This is a genomic window from Curtobacterium sp. 22159, from assembly GCF_052045775.1.
Lineage (GTDB): Bacteria > Actinomycetota > Actinomycetes > Actinomycetales > Microbacteriaceae > Curtobacterium.
In genome coordinates, this window is sequence record NZ_JBQEPN010000006.1 from 17543 (window position 1) to 33758 (window position 16216).

The following is a 16216-nucleotide window of genomic DNA, read 5'->3' on the forward strand; positions in this document are numbered from 1 at the left end:
GGCACCGCGCCTCCCGTCCGTCGTGTGGTCGGTGTGGGTCACCGCTCCGGTGGGACCTCGTCGGGGCGGATCCCGGAGGTCTGGATCGGACCGGTGAAGAGCGCCGCCCGGTCCGACTGGTCCGGGCTGAACAACGCCGAGGACGACGCCGTCGACGCGGTCCGGCGCTTCGGACCGGCCACCTCGTCGACCATGAGCACGCGCTGCACGGGCTGGGCGTCCGGGTGGGTGCGCTGGATCCAGGCGACGAGTTCCTCGCGGACGTAGCAGCGCAGGTCGAAGAGCGCCGGAGCGTCGTGCGCGGTGACGAGCACACGGACGTGGACGAACCCCTGCACGGCGTCGGTGACCTGCAGGACCTGCACGCGGCGGTCCCAGAGTTCGGTGCGCTCGAGGATCCGCTCCAGTTCGGCGCGCATCTCCCCCGGGCGGACCCGCCAGTCGAGGTCGAACTCGACCGCGCCGAGCAGCTCGCTGTTCGTGCGGGTCCAGTTCTCGAACGGGGTCGAGGTGAAGTACGTCGACGGGAGCACGAAGCGCCGGTCGTCCCAGAGGTGCACGACGACGTAGGTGAGGGTGATCTCCTCGATGCGCCCCCACTGCTGCTCCACCACCACGACGTCGTCCACCCGGATCGACCCCGAGAACGCCAGCTGCATGCCGGCGAACACGTTGCCGAGCGTGGACTGCGCCGCGAGGCCGGCGATCACGGAGATGAGCCCGGCCGAGGCGAGCACGCTCGCGCCCGCGGCCTCGACGCCGGGGAAGGTGAGGAGGATCGCGCCGAGACCGATGATGACGAGGACGGCGACGGTGAGCCGACGGAGCACGAGAACCTGGGTCCGGATCCGTCGGGCGACGCGGTTGTCGGGGACGTCGACCCGGTAGCGGTGCAGGCCGAGGCTCTCGAGGAAGATCGCGATCTCGCACGCGAGCCACGTGCCGACCCCGATCGTGACGACGAGGAATGCGTGGGAGACCTCGGCTCGCCACGGGTACAGGTGCGGCTGGTCGGGGACGCTCGACGCGAACGCGCCCCAGAGCAGCGCGACGAGCAGCACCGTGCGCGTCGGGTGCTTGGTGCGGCGCGAGAGCACCGCCGCCCACCGTTCCCGCCGCGCGAGCGTCCGGAACACGAGGTGCAGGACGAGTGCGGCGGCGGCGGTGATGAGCAGGGCGAACCCGATCGCGACGAGGAGTCGGAGGAGCATGTCCATCCCTCCATCGAAGCAACGGACGACGGACGTCGTTCAGGAGCGATGCGGAGCACGACGGCGTGTCGCCCGTCAGCACTGGGATCGAGCCACTCAGCGAACCGCTTCCACCGTCCGGGGGCAGCGGATTGTGTGTCGCCCTGGTTCCACGCGCCTGTAGCGTGTCGCGCATGACAGCGCAGAACGACACCGGGGTGGACCGCGCGCCCGCGAACGACTTCTCGCACGAGCAGGAGGGCTACCAGCACGGACTGAAGCCCCGGCAACTGCAGATGATCGCCATCGGCGGCGCGATCGGCACCGGACTCTTCCTCGGTGCCGGTGGCCGCCTGCACACGGCAGGACCGGCCCTCGCGGTCGTGTACCTCGTCGCGGGGATCTTCGCCTTCTTCATCCTCCGCGCGCTCGGCGAGCTCGTGCTCCACCGTCCGTCGTCCGGCTCGTTCATCTCCTACGCGCGGGAGTTCTACGGCGAGAAGTTCGCCTACGCCGCCGGGTGGATGTACTTCCTCAACTGGGCGATGACCTCGATCGTGGACACCACCGCGGTGGCGCTCTACCTGCACTACTGGGCCGGCCCACGCGCCGTGCCGCAGTGGGCGCTCGCGCTCGCGGCCCTGCTCGTCGTGCTCGCGGCGAACCTCGTCGCGGTGAAGGTCTTCGGTGAGCTCGAGTTCTGGTTCGCGATCATCAAGGTCGCGGCGCTCGTCGCCTTCCTCGTCGTCGCCCTCGTCTGGCTGGTGTTCGCGTTCCCCGTCGAGACCGGTGGCGAAGCGGTCCGGACCGGGTTCAGCATCTGGGCGGACCACGGTGGGCTCTTCCCGACCGGCCTGCTGCCCGCGGTGCTGGTCGTCCAGGGCGTGGTGTTCGCGTACGCCGCGATCGAGCTCGTCGGCACCGCGTCCGGCGAGACCCAGAACACCGAGAAGGTCATCCCGCGCGCGATCAACTCGGTGGTCCTCCGCATCGCGGTCTTCTACGTCGGGTCGGTCGTCCTGCTGTCCCTGCTGCTGCCGTACACGTCGTACAAGGACGGCGTCAGCCCCTTCGTGACGTTCTTCTCGTCCATCGGCAACCCGCAGGTCGGGCAGGTCGTCGGTTCGATCATGAACTTCGTCGTGCTCACCGCCGCGCTGTCGTCGCTCAACGCCGGCCTGTACTCCACCGGCCGCGCGCTGCACTCGATGGGCATGAACGGGTCGGCGCCGAAGTGGACCACGAAGATGTCCAAGGGCGGCGTGCCGTTCGCCGGCATCCTGCTCACCTCGGCCTTCACGCTCGTCGGCGTCATCCTCAACCTGTTCGTCCCCACCCAGGCGTTCGAGATCGCCCTGAACATCGCGAGTCTCGGGATCATCACCGCGTGGGGCACGATCATCCTCTGCCAGATGAAGCTGCGGTCGTGGGCGAAGCAGGGGCTCGCGAAGGAGCCGTCCTTCAAGCTGCCCGGGGCGCCGGTCACGTCGTGGCTCACCCTCGCGTTCCTCGCGACGGTGATCGTCCTGATGGCGATCGACTACCCGATCGGCACCTACACGATCGCGTCGCTCGTCATCGTCATCCCGCTGCTCATCGTCGGCTGGTTCGTGCAGCGCGACCGGATCCTGCGCATCGCCTCGCTCCGGTCCGGTGTGACCGGCCCGTACCCGATCACCGGGCGGGACCCGGCGAACCAGGTGCGTCGGGCCCCCGAGACGGACGGCGACGCGCGGGAGTGACCCCGCATCGGCGCGATCGTGCGCGGTCGCGCCGCCGCCTTCCCGGAGTGGGCGCTGTCGCTGCGCCGTGGTCGTTCCTCGGTGTTCCTGGCGTCTCGCCGCTCACACCCACCGTGGTGAGCACTCAGCGAGCAACGGGGTACCCCGCCGCCTCGAATGCTGCGATCAGCCGGTCCCGACGGAACGACCCGATCGCTGCGTGGCTCCGTCGCCGCTGACCGCCATCCCACCGGACACGAAGGAGGAACGGCACACGGCTCCGCCGCACTTCGATGACCTCGCGCCGTTCGATCACCGCGGAGGTGCCCAGGGCGCTGAGCCCGACGCCGCCGTCGAAGAAGTCGACCGCGCGAGGAAACGGCCAACTCGCACCGACTCCCGGAAGGGACACGGACCAGGGGCGGATGCGCCGGATTCGTTGTCCGAGCGTGTTCTGCATCACAGCACCGAACGGGCGAGCCAGAGCAGCGGTGCGACAGCACTGCAGACCGGCCCGAACACGAGGAACGCCGTGACGCTGCGCCGCGCTCTCGAGAGTCGTCGATCGTCCGGCGGGATGACCTGGCCGCGTCGGTCGCGTACCTCGAAGTGCGTGACCGTGGACCGATCGGTGGTGTAGCCCTGGGCGAGTTCGCGACGCGCCGTCCGGAACATCGCCCAGGCGGCACCGAAACCGGCAGCGAGGATCGGGAAGAACGTGACGAGGAAGACGATGCCCCAGGTGTTCGCCTCGGCCTTCGGTTCGCTCGGGTGGAACGCCGGCGCGGTGAACGGCACGGATGCCAGCACGCTGAGGAACGCGCCGAAGAGGGCGATCACCACGCGCTGCCAGAACCACACCGTCGGCCCGGGCACGAGTTGCCCCACCGGCAACCGAGCTGCGCGCGGCGCGGTCACCGGAGCTGTCCCGACCCGTCAGCCGCCGCCGACAGTGCCGGCAGCGGAGGGAGCGTGCCGTCGTACCAGTGCTGCCGATGGACGGCGGTCCAGTGGTCGAAGTCGTCCAGCTGCGAGAGCGCATCCCCGACGATCACGTACCGGCGCCGCTCACGCGCGCCGAACGCGGCGTTCACGATGCGAGCCACGCTGCGTCGACTGCGCTGTTCGGCGAGCGTGAGTACGACCTCTCCAGCGAGGACCACGAGCATGCTCGTGAACAGCAGCACGTTCGGCAGCATCGCTTCCCCGGTCGTCGGGAACCCCTGCACTCCGAACACGACGAGGAGGGCGCTCATGTACACGACGAGGAGCCATCTCGCCGAACGTCCGCACCGCACCGCTCGCACCCGAGCTGCATCCGCTTCCGGTCCGATCCGACGGGACCACGCGTCCGGGTCTCCGTAGGCGTACTCACCCCAGCCCACGAGCCGATCGGAGAGCCGGAGCAGCGGGGACGGCTGCGGATACCCCTCGGTCACATCGGCAATCATCTGCGAGTCGTCCCCCGCCCGCCATGAGGAACCGTTCACGATCGCCCTCCGGGCGACGGTGCGCTGTCCGCATAACGAGCCGGCGCCGTGAGCACGGACGTGCCGGTCCGGCGCCCGTCGGTACGATCGGCGAGTGCCGGACCCTTCTGTCGCCCCCATACTCGACCTGCAGCTGACCTGGCGCGGCACCTTCGGGCGCGTGCGGGTCTTCGGCGACCGGGTGGACGCGGAGACCAGCTTCGAGCGGGACGGGCTCACGTCGGTGCCGATGGAGCACGTGCAGGGCTGGCGCATCGAGCCGTGTGACTTCGACGCGGTGTGCGTCGAGTTCGTCACGCCGGACGACACCTACCGCGTGCTGCTGGACACCTCTGACGAGAAGCTCGCCGCGCTCGCGCTCCGCCGGGCCCTCGGGTCACCCCTGCCGTCCCGCTCCTGACGTCCCGACCGCGTCGAGCTCGGCGCGCTGCTCGGCCGTCAGGTGCACTCCCCCGACGGCGACGTTCTCGGCCAGGTGGCGAACGTCCGACGTGCCGGGGATGAGCAGGACCTCCGGGGCGTGCGCGAGCAACCAGGCGAGCCCGACCTGCGCGCCGGTGACGCCGAGGTCGGCCGCGATCCGCACCACCGTCGGTTCGTCGACGGCCTTCGGCATCCCGGGGAAGGCGCCGCCGAGCGGGAAGAACGGGACCCACGCGATGCCGTTCCGGACGCAGAGGTCGAGGAGCGCCTCGTGCTGACGGTCGACGAGGGAGTAGGCGTTCTGGACACAGACGATGCCGGCACCGAGGGCGCGCTCGAGCACCGGCCCGGACACGCCGCTCAGGCCGACGCCGCCGATGAGTCCCTCGTCGCGCATCGCCGTCATCTCGGCCAGCTGGTCGTCGAGGTCGACGAGATCGTCACCGGAGGCCAGCAGCCCGGGGCCGACGTCGGCGCGCCGGAGGTTGACGACGTCGATCCGCTCGCGGCCGAGGCCCCGCAGGTTCGCGTGGACCTGTTCGCGGAGCTGCGCGGGCCGCTGTGCGAGGACGAGGGGCACCGGCGCGTCGACCCGGACGGCACCGACCTTGCTGACGACCACGACGTCCTCCGACGCGCCGAACGCCCGCCGGATGACGTCGTTCGCGACGCCGTCGCCGTAGAACGCCGCGGTGTCGACGTGGTCCACACCGAGGTCGCGTGCGCGGCGCAGCAGCGCGACCCCGGCGTCGCGGTCGTCCGCGAAGTGCTCGAGGGCCATCGCGCCGTAGCCGATGCGGGCGACGGTCCTGCCGCCGAGGTCGTGTGCGCCACCCGGGCGCGCGGTGCTGTTCTCGTCCATGACGTCTCCGGTAGGGTCGATCTGAAGCGGAGGAACCTCCGCTTTCCCGATCATAACCGGAGGGCCCTCCGCTTTGTCCAGTGAGTCCGCAGCCACCGACGTCCATGCGCCGGTCCGACGGCCCCGCGCCGACGCCGCGCGCAACCGGGAACGCCTGGTCGCCGCCGCCCTGGACGCCTTCACGGCGACCGGCGTCGACACCTCCCTCGAGGGCATCGCCCGCGCAGCCGGGGTCGGCATCGGCACGCTCTACCGCAACTTCCCCACCCGGGAGGACCTGGTCGCGGCCGTCTACCGCGCTGAACTCGACGCGGCGCTCGACACCGTCGACGACCTGCTCACGTCGACCGGCGGCCGGTCCTCTGCAGCCGCGGCCCTCCGCGTGTTCGTCGGCCGCTACGCGGAGTTCGTCGCCACGAAGCGCGGCCTCGCCGAGACCGTCCGTGCCGGAGCACTCCAGGGCGCAGCCGAGGCTGCCGGTACGCGCCGCCGGGTGAACGACGCCGTCCAGCGCTTCCTGGACGCCGGCGCGGCCGACGGGTCACTGCGCAGCGACGTCCTCGCCGACGACGTCACGGCAGCCCTGGTCGGGATCCTGCTCTCCACCAGGGACACCGCGGACGCCGAGCAGACCGAACGCCTCCTCGACATCCTGGTGGCCGGCGTCGCCCGGCACCCGTAGCGACGGCGCGGTCGCTCAGCCCACCGGGTCGAGGGCGGCGACCACCGCGACGGCCGTCCGGACCAGCACGGCCGAGAGCTCGTCCGCCGCCCGGTCGTCGCCGGGCTGCACCTCGTCGAGCATCTCCTCGACGAACGCGACCCAGGACCGCAGGGCACTCCGCAGCAACGGACCGTCCTCGTGCCCCAGTTCGAGGAACACCGCGATCGCCCGGCGCGCGTTCTCGTCGCGGGCCTCGTCGATGAGCGCACGGACGTCCGCGTCGCCCGCCGAGGCGCCCCGGACGAGCGCGTGGAACGTCCCCCGGTGGTCCGCGACGAAGACGACGAACCGCCGGAGGGTGTCCTCGAGCCGGGCCAGCGGTGCGAGTTCCGGTCGGGGCTCGGTCGCGCGCAGCATCGCGTCCCGCGCCGTCCGCACGATGGCCTCGTGGAGGCCCTGCTTCGTCCCGAAGTAGTGGAAGAGCAGTCCGCGGGACACCCCGGCGTCCGCGGCCAGCCGGTCGATGGTGATGTCCTCGAGGGGTTCGTCGACCAGGGCCGCGACACCGAGCGCGACGAGTTGCGCGCGGCGTTCCTCCGAGCTCAGACGGGAGCGCTGGCGGTCATCGGGCACACCCGGAGCCTACCGAGGCGCGCTGCTCGACCCCCGAACGAGGCACTTTCCTGTTGACCAACAGTCAACAGCGGGGCTAGCGTGGTCCGCGGTCGGGACAGAGCGGTCCCGACACGAGGAGGAACGATGCAGTTCACCAAGCTCACCCGGTCGCACGCCGGCCGGATCACACTCGTCGCCGTGCCCGTCGGCATCGTCACGGCGATCGCGTTCGGCGGGGTCGCGCAGGGAGCGGTCCCGGTCTCGTTCTCGGTCTCCGGGCAGCAGTTCCAGATCAGCGCGGACAAGCTCGACGGGCAGCAGTTCTCGCAGTACGCCGGTGTCGCGAAGGACACGGCCGGCAACGACCGCCAGGTCGCGATCGCGAACATCGGCTCGGCCACGCTGGCGAACCTGTGCCAGTCCGTCACGACCGAGACGCCCATGGGCAAGGTGGGCGTCATGATCACCGCCGGTGGTGGCGGGACCCCCGCGTCGGCGAAGGACCTGCAGATCGGCATGACCGACCTCCGGGGCGACGCGGAGTTCCACGACATCCGGATCGGGGTGGACGCATCGACCGTGAAGGGCGATCAGAAGGGCAGCGCCGGTGACTTCGCGCAGGACGCCGACTCGCTGACGATCAACGGGGTCCAGCAGACGGCGTGGTCGACGACCGCGGGCACCTTCACCCTGACGGGCATGCACCTGCAGCTCACGGACGGCTCGAAGAGCTGCTTCTGATGAGCGCGCACGCCGTGGTCTCGACGTCGCCCTGGGCACGGTTCCGGGCGTGGGCACGCGTGCGCCCCTTCACCGGAGGGTTGCTCGTCGTGCTCGGCGGCATCGAGCTCTTCTTCTCGGGGCAGCTCGACGTCGGGAACATCCGCATCCAGTTCGGGATCGAGGGGCTGCAGGCGACGGTCATCCCCGTCGCCCTCGTCGCCCTGGGCGTGCTGGCGGTGTGCTCCCCCGCGCAGCGCCTGTTCTACGGCATCGTCGCGCTCGCGCTCGCCGTCTACTCGCTCATCGGCGTCAACCTCGGCGGCTTCGTGCTCGGGATGCTGCTCGCGTCGGTGGGCGGCATCCTCGTCGTCGCGTGGATGCCCCGGGCAGCGTCGGCCGAGCAATCGGGCGACGCCACCGCCGACGCCGAGGACGTCGCGTGAGGGTGCGCCACCGACGAGCGGCGTCCGTGGGCGCCGTCCTCGTCCTCGCCGGAGCCCTGACGCTCACGGGCGCGACGAGCGCATCGGCATCGGGCTTCTGCATCCCGATCCTCATGGACTGCTCGCAGCCGTCGTCGTCTCCGACACCGTCCGCGACGCCGACAGCGACACCCACACCGAACGCGTCCGCCCCGTCCGGGACGGACGCCACGACCCCGTCGTCGCCGGGCGTCGGCACGGGTTCGGGTCCCGACCCGACACCCGGCGACGGCGGTACCACCGACGGCCAGGAGCCCACGTCGGGCACCACGGCGGCGCCGGACCCGGCCTGGGGACCGGCGACGGCGGACGACACCACGGTGTTCACGCAGCCGTCCGCGCAGCTCAGCAGCTCGTCGATCGAGATCGGCGGGCTGTCCGGGCTCGCGCTCGTCCGCGTCCCGCTCGCCGACGGGTCGGAGATCACCGTCATCCGCCTCAGCGCCGACCGGGTCGCCATGGACGACTTCACGCTGGACGTGCGCGGGGAGTCGAACGGGACGTCGGCGGTGACGCGGGACTCGCGCATGGAGCTCCGCGGCCACGTCGAGGTCTACCTCGACTCGGTGACGGCGGAGCTGCCGGGCGGGAAGCACCTCACGCTCGGCGCCGACACCCCGCCTCCGGGCAGCGAGCTGCCGTCGACGTGGGCGCGCGTCGACCTGGGACTGGTCGGGGCCACCGCGGACGGGATCACGCACACCGGTTCGGACCTGCGGATCCGACCGGGCGCCGGCTGACGCAGCGCGGCCACGAGCGGGCCTGGAGGCGCGTGACCGGCCCGATCCGCGCCTCCAGGGACACGCGCCCGGGCCGGGAGGCGCGTCGTCGAGCCGACCCGTCCCTCCCGGCCGGCGGGTGGCGGGGTCGAGCCCGTCAGACCAGCAGGAGGATCCCCGCGACGACCGCGGCGAGCGCGATCGCGAAGGCGATGAGCAGCAGCACGAGGTGCACCGTGTAGAACGTCGTCGGCCTGCCCGACGCGTCCCGAGCTCGGGAGTCCTTCGCGACGCGCTGGAAGAAGCGCGGCCAGGTGACGACGTTGAAGACGGCACCGATGAACAGGACGACAGCTGCGAAGACGGTCACCCGTCGATCCTAGGCAACGCCGATCGGGGCGGATGGTGCTCGGCCGCCCCCAACGCGGCCGAGTCCCACCCCGATGGCCACATCATCTGTAGCACGTGCTACAGACCCTACACGGCGGACGCGGCGGCGTCGACCCGTCCGGCGCCCCGGCCGTCACGCAGCGTCGAGCGCAGCCTCGGCGTCCGCGAGCACCTGGCGCTCCTCGTCGCTCAGGACGCGGCGTGAGCGCCTCGCACCGTCGTTGATCTCCACGATGAGCCGACTGAGCTGCGTCGCCGGGTCGCCGGAGTCCGGGTAGGCGTTGTCGATGCCCACACGCTCGTGCAGGGGCGCCAGGCGACGGAGGGCGAGTTCGACGCGACGGCTCCGACGGCGCAGGGAGACCTGGTGGCCGATCACGAGCAGGAGCATCCCCGAGGAGACGCAGATCACCGCGCCGGGGGTCGTCACGTCGTACGGGAGCGCGAGCGCGTGCGTGACGTCGAGGTCACCGAGCACGTGCGCGAGGTCCATCACGACGACGACCACCATGCGCACCACCCCGAGGACCCCGCCGAGCACGAGGACCCAGAGCCCGACGAGGTCGGTGGTGGTCCGTGCCTCGCGCAGGCGGAGGACGCAGATGAGCCCCGTGGCGCCGAGCGTCACACCGAGGTACACCGTCTGGGCGATCGAGTACACGGTCGCGGCGGGGTGCCGGCCGGCGTCGAGCATGAACGTCGTCGTGGTCGAGGGCTTGTCGAGCACGACGAACGCCACGACCACCACCACGACGACGACCGCGCAGGTCACCACGATGGCGGTGCGGAGCCACGGCCGATCGGCTCCCACCGCCTTCGCGACGCCCCAGAGCAACGTGCTCGTCCCCGCGACCATGAGGCAGTCGCTCACCACCGTCACGAGGTTGAAGCCGCCGAACAGCGGGTCGAGCCAGAGGTACAGCGGGTCCACGTTCGTGACGATCGTCGCCGCGAAGAGCAGGAACGTGACCGCGAGGGTGCGGTCCTGGCCGCGCTGGAGCACGAACAGGGTCACCGTCCCTGCGATGAGCAGGAGCGCCTGGACGACGGAGACGGTCACCCGAAGACCCCGCGGAACGCGCTCGGCCGGTCGCGGTGCCCGCGGATCAGCCCGGCGAGACGGTCCGCGAAGACCTCGGCCTCGTGCTCGTACTCGTTCGAGAAGAGGCCGCGGGCCAGGGCGCGCTCGACCTTGTACTCCGGCAGGTCCGGGATGACGTCGCGGATGTACGCGGCCTGCGGGGCGTGGTCCTGGTGCTGGTGCAGGATGTGGCCCAGCTCGTGGCCGATGACGAAGGAACGGAAGGTGCGCGAGGGCGTCGGCGAGATCATGACGAGGTGCTGCCGTTCGAGCGTCGCGACGAAGCCGCACACGGGCTCAGCAGCGAGGAAGTCCTCTTCTCGGACCACGATGGGCTTGCCGACCACCGACGCCGCAGCTGCCACCGCCTGGTCGACGTCCGACCACCCCTCGGCGGCGCCGCGGGCCCAGAACTCCGCGACGAAGGGACCCGTCCGGCCGAGGCCGCCCGTCACGCGACGCTCCCCCGCTCGGATTCCTCCTCGAGTACCTCCGCGATGCGGCGCAGCGCCTCGGGCGACAGCTCACCGGGGAAGGTGCGGGCAGCGAACCCGCTCACCCGTGCCGAACGGAGCGACCGGACCAGTGCCAACTGCGCGTTGATGCGCTCCGGCACGTCGCTGTCCTCGAGCAGGAACCGGTCGTCGACCTCGAAGAAGCCCGCGAGCGTACGGAGGAGCTCGGTGTCCCGGTTGCGGCGTCCGTCGCCGGAGAGCATGTAGGTCCACTTGGCGCGCGAGAGCGAACCGCCCCGGGCGGCCACGTACTCCTCGATCGCGGCGAACGGGACCGGCGCACCACGCTGCGCTTCCTCGAAGTCGAGGAGCAGGTTGAGTCGGCGCGCCAGCTCGGCCGCGTCGAGGACGCCGCCCTTCGGACCCGCTGTCGCCATGTCGATCGGACTCCTCCCCAGCCGCACGTCGGTGCACGACATGCTAGCGCGGACGGGGTCGTCGTTACCCTCGGAGGATGTCCTCGCGCTTCCCGTCCACGATCGCCGCGACCGTGGAGCACGAGATCGTCGTCACGAAGTCGCGCTTCATCACCACCGTCGCGCCCGTGACGGGCGTCGAGGACGCCGAACGGGTCGTCGCCGAGGTCCGCCGACGTCGCTGGGACGCCCGGCACAACTGCACCGCCATGGTCACCGGAGTGCTCGGCGACCAGGCACGCTCCTCGGACGACGGCGAACCGTCGGGCACCGCCGGCGTCCCGATGCTCGAGGTCCTGCGCCGCCGCGGACTCACCGACGTCGTCGCCGTGGTCACGCGGTACTTCGGCGGGGTGAAGCTCGGTGCGGGCGGACTCGTCCGGGCGTACTCGACCTCGGTGTCCGAGGCGCTCGACCGCACGGCCCTCGTGCACCGGCGGGCACTGACCCGCGTGACCGTCGACGTCCCGCACGCCGACGCCGGTCGGATCGACAACGTCCTGCGCGATCGGGCTCGGCACCACGACGTGAGCCTCGGGGACACGTCGTACGGGACCGAGGTGACGTTCGAGCTCTGGGTCCCCGCCGACGGCATCGGGCCACTCCGCGCCGATCTCGCGGCGGTTTCCGCCGGAGCCCTCGAGCCGACGGTGGGCGAGGAACGCATCGTGGACGTGCCGTCGACCTGACGTGCCGGATCCGACGCTCGGACGCGGTCCGGGCGTGTCTCGCGTGCGAACGGCCGCCCGAGCGGGATCGACGAAGGCCCCGGCTGGATCAGCCGGGGCCTTGCTGGTGCGCCCCCTCGGACTTGAACCGAGAACCCACTGATTAAGAGTCAGTTGCTCTGCCAATTGAGCTAGAGGCGCATGGTGTGGAGTTGTCCGTTGCTCTCGCACTTCCGTGCTGCAACGGGAAACAACAATAGCATGGGTTTCGCGTGCTCTTGACCACTCGGAGCACCGGACTCGAACAGGAGCACCATGACCGACCGTCTCGCAGCCGGCGACACCGCCCCCGACTTCACCCTCCCCGACCAGGACGGCGTCGAGCACGCGCTCGCCGACCTCCGCGGGAAGAAGGTCATCGTGTACTTCTACCCGGCGGCGTCGACCCCGGGGTGCACGACCGAGGCGTGCGACTTCCGGGACAACATGTCCTCGCTGCAGGCCGCGGGCTACGAGGTGCTCGGCGTCTCGAAGGACGACCTGCCCGCACTCAAGGAGTTCCAGCACGAGCAGGCCCTCACCTTCCCGCTGCTGAGCGACCCGGACCTCGTGGTGCACAAGGCCTACGGCGCCTGGGGCGAGAAGAACAACTACGGCAAGATCGTCACCGGCACGATCCGCTCCACGATCGTCGTGGACGAGGACGGCACCGTGCAGCTCCCGCTGTACAACGTGAAGGCGACGGGGCACGTGGCGAGCCTGCGGAAGAAGCTCGGCCTGGTCTGATCCCCTCGTGACGGGAGGCGCGGTGCCAGCCGGCACCGCGCCTCCCGTCCGTCGGTCCGGCGGGTCGTCCGTCCGTCCGTCGGTCCGTCGGGTCTACTCGACCGGACGGGCGAGCGCCTCCGTCACCGGGCGGGACAGCGCCAGCGTGATGCCGACCAGGGCCGGGATGAGGAGCGCCCACCCGATGGCCGGCACCCGGAAGACCCCCTGGAACGCGCCGATCGCGAGCGCGCCCTGCAGGACCTGCCACACGATGATCCCCGAGCGCACCCACGGACGACGGTTGCGCAGCCCGACGAACAGTGCGCCGAGCCACAGCGCGGCGATGGCGGTGAGGACGGTCAGCGCGACGCCGGACGCGACGCTCGTGGCGGGAGCGACGATGAGTTCGACGATCAGGACCACCGTCAGGACGACGAGTGCGGCGAACTCGACGCCGACCACCACGAGGAGCCCGACGAGCGCCGGGGACCTCCGGGCGGGACGGTCGGACTCGGTCGGGGTGGTGTCGGGCACAGCATTCCTCCAGCGTCGGAACCCTTGATTTGGCCCTACCAGTATGGAACGATACTGGAGGTCGTTTGGACGGCACGATGTGGTGCGCGTCTCCCGTGGTTCGGCGCTCCTCCCCCGAGTGTCACATGGGCGTCAGACTCGCTTCCAGCGGATTCCTCCCCCACGGGTGTCCCCTCGTGCCTCGCGCACGCCAGCGTTCCGATCCCCGAGCCGCGGCCCCGGCCTGCCGTTCGAGCATCGATTTCAAGGAGCACCACACATGGACTGGCGTGACCAGGCAGCCTGCCTCACCGCGGACCCCGAGCTCTTCTTCCCCGTCGGGAACACCGGACCGGCCGTCGACCAGATCGAGAAGGCGAAGTCCGTCTGCGCTCGCTGCACCGTCACCGAGATGTGCCTGCAGTACGCGCTCGAGAACAACCAGGACTCCGGTGTCTGGGGCGGTCTGAGCGAGGACGAGCGTCGTGCGCTGAAGCGCCGCGCCGCCCGCGCTCGTCGCGCTTCCTGACGCAGCTGTACCGCTGACGCCCGCCGCCCTCCGGGGTGGCGGGCGTCGTCGTTTGCGGGGCGGGGGTGCGGGTGCGGTGCGGGTGCGCCGGGTCGAACCGCGAATCCGACGTTGAACCACCGAGCGCGGCAGGTTCGACGTCGGAAACGTGGTTCGACCCACCGGCCGTGCGTGCGGCCGACGCGACCGCCTGGAGGCGCGGTGCCGGTCCGGCGGGCGTGCGCCGCGCCTCCAGGCGGTCGTGTCCGGAGCGCGGTGTGGGCCGCTGCGTGGAACCACGATTCCGACGTCGAACCAGGAAGCGCGGCGGGTTCGACGTCGGAAACGTGGTTCGATCCGCCGGTCCGGCGGGCGGACGGGCGCAGCGCGCCGCGCGCTACGCGGCGGCGGTGAGCCAGCGGAACGGGATCGTGATCGTCACCTCGGTGCCGCTGCCGGTCAGGGTGTGCCAGTCGATCGTGCCGCCGAGCTCGCCCTGGATCAGCGTCCGGACGATCTGCGTCCCGAGGCCCGAGCCGACCTTGCCCTCCGGCAGACCCCGGCCGTTGTCGCGCACCTGGATGTCGAGGTGGTCGTCGAAGCGCTCCGCGACGATCTCCACCTCGCCGTCGCGGCCGTCCAAGCCGTGCTCGACCGCGTTCGTGACCAGCTCGGTCAGCCCGAGGGCCAGCGGCGTGGCGGCCTCGGACGGCAGCACGCCGAACTCCCCCGTCTTCTTCGGGCGGACGGTGGTGTTGTGCGACGCAGCGACCTCGGTGACGAGCTTGAGCACGGAGTCGAAGACCTCGTCGAAGTCGACGTTCTGGCTGAGGCCGGTCGACAGGGTGTCGTGCACGACGGCGATCGCCGCCACGCGCCGCATCGCGTTCTGCAGCGCCGTGCGGGCTTCCTCGGAGTGCGTCCGCCGCGCCTGGATGCGCAGCAGCGACGCCACGGTCTGCAGGTTGTTCTTCACGCGGTGGTGGATCTCGCGGATCGTGGCGTCCTTGGTGATGAGTTCGCGCTCCTGGTGCCGCATCTCGGTGACGTCACGGCAGAGCACGACGGCGCCGATCCGCTCGCCGTGGTCGCGGAGCGGGATCGACCGGAGCGACACGGTGACGCCCTTCGACTCGATGTCGGCTCGCCACGGCGCCCGCCCGGTCACGACCAGGGGCAGTGACTCGTCGACCTCGAGCTTTGCGCCGATGAGCTCGGTGGTGACCTCGGCGAGGGACTTCCGCTCGAGCTCACCCTCGAAGCCCATCCGGTTGAACGCACTGAGGCCGTTCGGGCTGGCGAACGTCACGATGCCGTTGGTGTCGAGGCGGAACAGGCCGTCGCTGGCACGCGGGGCACCGCGACGAGGACCCGCGGGCGCGCCGAGGTCCGGGAAGTCTCCCGTGGCGATCATGCCGAACAGGTCGTTCGCGCTCGCGGTGAAGTTGAGCTCCTGGCGGCTCGGCGTCCGCATCTCGTCCTGGTTGGAGTGCCGGGTGACGACGGCGATGGGCCGCTCGGTGGTCTCCGCGCTGTTCGCGTTGAGGCGTCGGAGGACCGGGATCGCCCGGACCCGGGTCGGGGTGTCCTCGTACCAGTCCGGTTCCGCGGAGTCGACGACCGTCGAGGTCACGAAGCTCTGGGTGACCTGGTCGCGCCATTCCTCGCGGATCTCCTGCCCGACGATGTCGCGGTAGAAGAGCGTCGCCGCCGAGCTGGGCCGGGCGTGCGCGACGGCCACGAACGAACCGTCCTCGGCCGTCGGCACCCACAGGACCATGTCGGCGAACGACAGGTCGGCGAGCAGCTGCCAGTCGCCGACGAGCAGGTGGAGCCACTCCACGTCGGCTTCGGAGGAACGGCCTTGTGCGAGGACGAGGTCACTGAGGGTCGACACCCAGCCAGTCTAGGTGCGGGGGTCTGTGGACAACGCCGCCTCTCCACAGCACACGTGCGCTGTCATATTTCTCATGTTGCACTCGCCATACGCTCAGCCCGATGAAAGGGGCAGGGGTGGCCGAGGAAGCACGCCGGATCGAAGACGACGAGGAGCGGCCAGCACCGCTCCCACGGTTGACCGCGGTCCCGCCGCCCACCGATGCACGCGACACGGCACGCGCGCTCGGCCTCTGCGTCGCGGAGATCCTCACCGGTGCACGCGAGGTCGACAGCATCGCCCGCTGGATCACCGACGAGGTCCACCGACACCTGCAGCAGCGCGCAGCACTCGCCGCACGGGCACGCCAGGTCGGCGGACGATCACGCGCACGCCCGCTGCTGCGCGTCGGGAGCGTGTTCGTGTGCACCCCGGCCGACGGGGTCGCCGAGGCGACCGTCGTGGTGCACACCCGCAGCCACGCCCGCGCCGTCGCCATGCGACTCGAGGAACGTCAGGGGCGTTGGCGCGCGACCGCGGTCGGCGTGCTCTGACGAGCGGACGGGAGGCNCACCGCGCCTCCCGTCCGGAA

General features: G+C 71.0%; 21 protein-coding genes and 1 tRNA gene. 10 read left to right on the plus strand and 12 right to left on the minus strand.

What is annotated here, in order from left to right:
- Nucleotides 1–38: 38 nt before the first annotated feature.
- The gene (locus tag ACTJKO_RS08510; protein ID WP_440687657.1) at nucleotides 39–1217 is read right to left on the minus strand and encodes a mechanosensitive ion channel family protein; all 1179 of its coding nucleotides are present in this window, start codon (nucleotides 1215–1217) and stop codon (nucleotides 39–41) included.
- Between the two features lie 167 nt (nucleotides 1218–1384).
- Between ACTJKO_RS08510 and ACTJKO_RS08515 the strand changes: the two genes are divergently transcribed.
- The gene (locus ACTJKO_RS08515; RefSeq protein WP_440687659.1) at nucleotides 1385–2932 is read left to right on the plus strand and encodes an amino acid permease; all 1548 of its coding nucleotides are present in this window, start codon (nucleotides 1385–1387) and stop codon (nucleotides 2930–2932) included.
- 438 nt (nucleotides 2933–3370) lie between these two features.
- Here ACTJKO_RS08515 and ACTJKO_RS08520 read toward each other — a convergent pair whose 3' ends face one another.
- The gene (locus ACTJKO_RS08520; RefSeq protein WP_440687661.1) at nucleotides 3371–3787 is read right to left on the minus strand and encodes a hypothetical protein; all 417 of its coding nucleotides are present in this window, start codon (nucleotides 3785–3787) and stop codon (nucleotides 3371–3373) included.
- A 38-nt stretch (nucleotides 3788–3825) separates the two neighbouring features.
- The gene (locus ACTJKO_RS08525) at nucleotides 3826–4167 is read right to left on the minus strand and encodes a hypothetical protein (RefSeq protein ID WP_440687663.1); all 342 of its coding nucleotides are present in this window, start codon (nucleotides 4165–4167) and stop codon (nucleotides 3826–3828) included.
- Between the two features lie 328 nt (nucleotides 4168–4495).
- On the opposite strand from ACTJKO_RS08525, the gene ACTJKO_RS08530 reads away from it, so the two are divergent.
- Nucleotides 4496–4801 carry a hypothetical protein gene (locus ACTJKO_RS08530; RefSeq protein WP_440687665.1) on the plus strand — a complete coding sequence of 102 codons (306 nt, stop codon included), beginning with the start codon at nucleotides 4496–4498 and terminating at the stop codon, nucleotides 4799–4801.
- Here the strand turns inward: ACTJKO_RS08530 and ACTJKO_RS08535 are convergent.
- Nucleotides 4778–5686 (minus strand): aldo/keto reductase, encoded by a 909-nt coding sequence (locus ACTJKO_RS08535; RefSeq protein ID WP_440687667.1) that lies wholly within the window; start codon nucleotides 5684–5686, stop codon nucleotides 4778–4780. The two genes, ACTJKO_RS08530 and ACTJKO_RS08535, sit on opposite strands and share 24 nt — an antisense overlap.
- Nucleotides 5687–5759: 73 nt before the next feature.
- Between ACTJKO_RS08535 and ACTJKO_RS08540 the strand changes: the two genes are divergently transcribed.
- Nucleotides 5760–6368, plus strand: coding sequence for a TetR/AcrR family transcriptional regulator (locus ACTJKO_RS08540; RefSeq protein ID WP_440687669.1), 609 nt, complete (start codon nucleotides 5760–5762; stop codon nucleotides 6366–6368).
- Nucleotides 6369–6383: 15 nt separating this feature from the next.
- Here ACTJKO_RS08540 and ACTJKO_RS08545 read toward each other — a convergent pair whose 3' ends face one another.
- The gene (locus ACTJKO_RS08545) at nucleotides 6384–6983 is read right to left on the minus strand and encodes a TetR/AcrR family transcriptional regulator (protein ID WP_440687671.1); all 600 of its coding nucleotides are present in this window, start codon (nucleotides 6981–6983) and stop codon (nucleotides 6384–6386) included.
- A gap of 126 nt (nucleotides 6984–7109) precedes the next feature.
- Between ACTJKO_RS08545 and ACTJKO_RS08550 the strand changes: the two genes are divergently transcribed.
- From ACTJKO_RS08550 to ACTJKO_RS08560, 3 genes are read left to right on the plus strand one after another with little or no spacing between them, the layout of a single operon-like run.
- Entirely contained in the window at nucleotides 7110–7706 is a 597-nt protein-coding gene (locus ACTJKO_RS08550) for a DUF6230 family protein (RefSeq protein WP_440687673.1), read from the plus strand.
- Nucleotides 7706–8131, plus strand: a complete 426-nt coding sequence (locus tag ACTJKO_RS08555) for a DUF6114 domain-containing protein (RefSeq protein ID WP_440687675.1) — start codon at nucleotides 7706–7708, stop codon at nucleotides 8129–8131. The genes ACTJKO_RS08550 and ACTJKO_RS08555 overlap by 1 nt, the downstream gene beginning before the upstream one ends.
- A gap of 26 nt (nucleotides 8132–8157) precedes the next feature.
- A complete protein-coding gene (locus ACTJKO_RS08560; RefSeq protein ID WP_440687677.1) occupies nucleotides 8158–8910 on the plus strand; it encodes a hypothetical protein in 753 nt (250 codons plus the stop codon).
- 136 nt (nucleotides 8911–9046) lie between these two features.
- Here the strand turns inward: ACTJKO_RS08560 and ACTJKO_RS08565 are convergent, their stop codons facing one another.
- From ACTJKO_RS08565 to ACTJKO_RS08580, 4 genes are all read right to left on the minus strand, one after another.
- Nucleotides 9047–9259, minus strand: a complete 213-nt coding sequence (locus tag ACTJKO_RS08565; RefSeq protein ID WP_440687679.1) for an SCO4848 family membrane protein — start codon at nucleotides 9257–9259, stop codon at nucleotides 9047–9049.
- Between the two features lie 153 nt (nucleotides 9260–9412).
- The gene (locus ACTJKO_RS08570; RefSeq protein ID WP_440687681.1) at nucleotides 9413–10339 is read right to left on the minus strand and encodes a hypothetical protein; all 927 of its coding nucleotides are present in this window, start codon (nucleotides 10337–10339) and stop codon (nucleotides 9413–9415) included.
- On the minus strand, nucleotides 10336–10815 hold the full coding sequence (locus ACTJKO_RS08575) for an ImmA/IrrE family metallo-endopeptidase (RefSeq protein WP_440687683.1): 480 nt from the start codon (nucleotides 10813–10815) through the stop codon (nucleotides 10336–10338). The genes ACTJKO_RS08570 and ACTJKO_RS08575 overlap by 4 nt, the downstream gene beginning before the upstream one ends.
- Nucleotides 10812–11252 carry a hypothetical protein gene (locus tag ACTJKO_RS08580; RefSeq protein WP_440687685.1) on the minus strand — a complete coding sequence of 147 codons (441 nt, stop codon included), beginning with the start codon at nucleotides 11250–11252 and terminating at the stop codon, nucleotides 10812–10814. Before ACTJKO_RS08580 ends, ACTJKO_RS08575 begins: the two co-directional genes overlap by 4 nt.
- A gap of 77 nt (nucleotides 11253–11329) precedes the next feature.
- Between ACTJKO_RS08580 and ACTJKO_RS08585 the strand changes: the two genes are divergently transcribed.
- A complete protein-coding gene (locus tag ACTJKO_RS08585) occupies nucleotides 11330–11980 on the plus strand; it encodes a YigZ family protein (RefSeq protein WP_440687687.1) in 651 nt (216 codons plus the stop codon).
- 104 nt (nucleotides 11981–12084) lie between these two features.
- Here the strand turns inward: ACTJKO_RS08585 and ACTJKO_RS08590 are convergent.
- Nucleotides 12085–12160 (minus strand) — tRNA-Lys (locus tag ACTJKO_RS08590).
- Nucleotides 12161–12274: 114 nt separating this feature from the next.
- Here ACTJKO_RS08590 and bcp point away from each other — a divergent pair.
- Complete coding sequence (bcp, locus tag ACTJKO_RS08595; RefSeq protein WP_440687689.1) at nucleotides 12275–12745, plus strand: thioredoxin-dependent thiol peroxidase; 471 nt, start codon at nucleotides 12275–12277, stop codon at nucleotides 12743–12745.
- A gap of 93 nt (nucleotides 12746–12838) precedes the next feature.
- Here the strand turns inward: bcp and ACTJKO_RS08600 are convergent, their stop codons facing one another.
- Nucleotides 12839–13261, minus strand: a complete 423-nt coding sequence (locus ACTJKO_RS08600) for a hypothetical protein (protein WP_440687691.1) — start codon at nucleotides 13259–13261, stop codon at nucleotides 12839–12841.
- 259 nt (nucleotides 13262–13520) lie between these two features.
- On the opposite strand from ACTJKO_RS08600, the gene ACTJKO_RS08605 reads away from it, so the two are divergent.
- Nucleotides 13521–13769, plus strand: coding sequence for a WhiB family transcriptional regulator (locus ACTJKO_RS08605; protein WP_022904217.1), 249 nt, complete (start codon nucleotides 13521–13523; stop codon nucleotides 13767–13769).
- Nucleotides 13770–14145: 376 nt separating this feature from the next.
- On the opposite strand, the gene ACTJKO_RS08610 is transcribed toward ACTJKO_RS08605, so the two are convergent.
- Entirely contained in the window at nucleotides 14146–15645 is a 1500-nt protein-coding gene (locus ACTJKO_RS08610) for a sensor histidine kinase (protein ID WP_440687693.1), read from the minus strand.
- Nucleotides 15646–15746: 101 nt separating this feature from the next.
- On the opposite strand from ACTJKO_RS08610, the gene ACTJKO_RS08615 reads away from it, so the two are divergent.
- Nucleotides 15747–16178 (plus strand): Rv3235 family protein, encoded by a 432-nt coding sequence (locus ACTJKO_RS08615; RefSeq protein ID WP_440687695.1) that lies wholly within the window; start codon nucleotides 15747–15749, stop codon nucleotides 16176–16178.
- Nucleotides 16179–16216 lie beyond the last annotated feature (38 nt).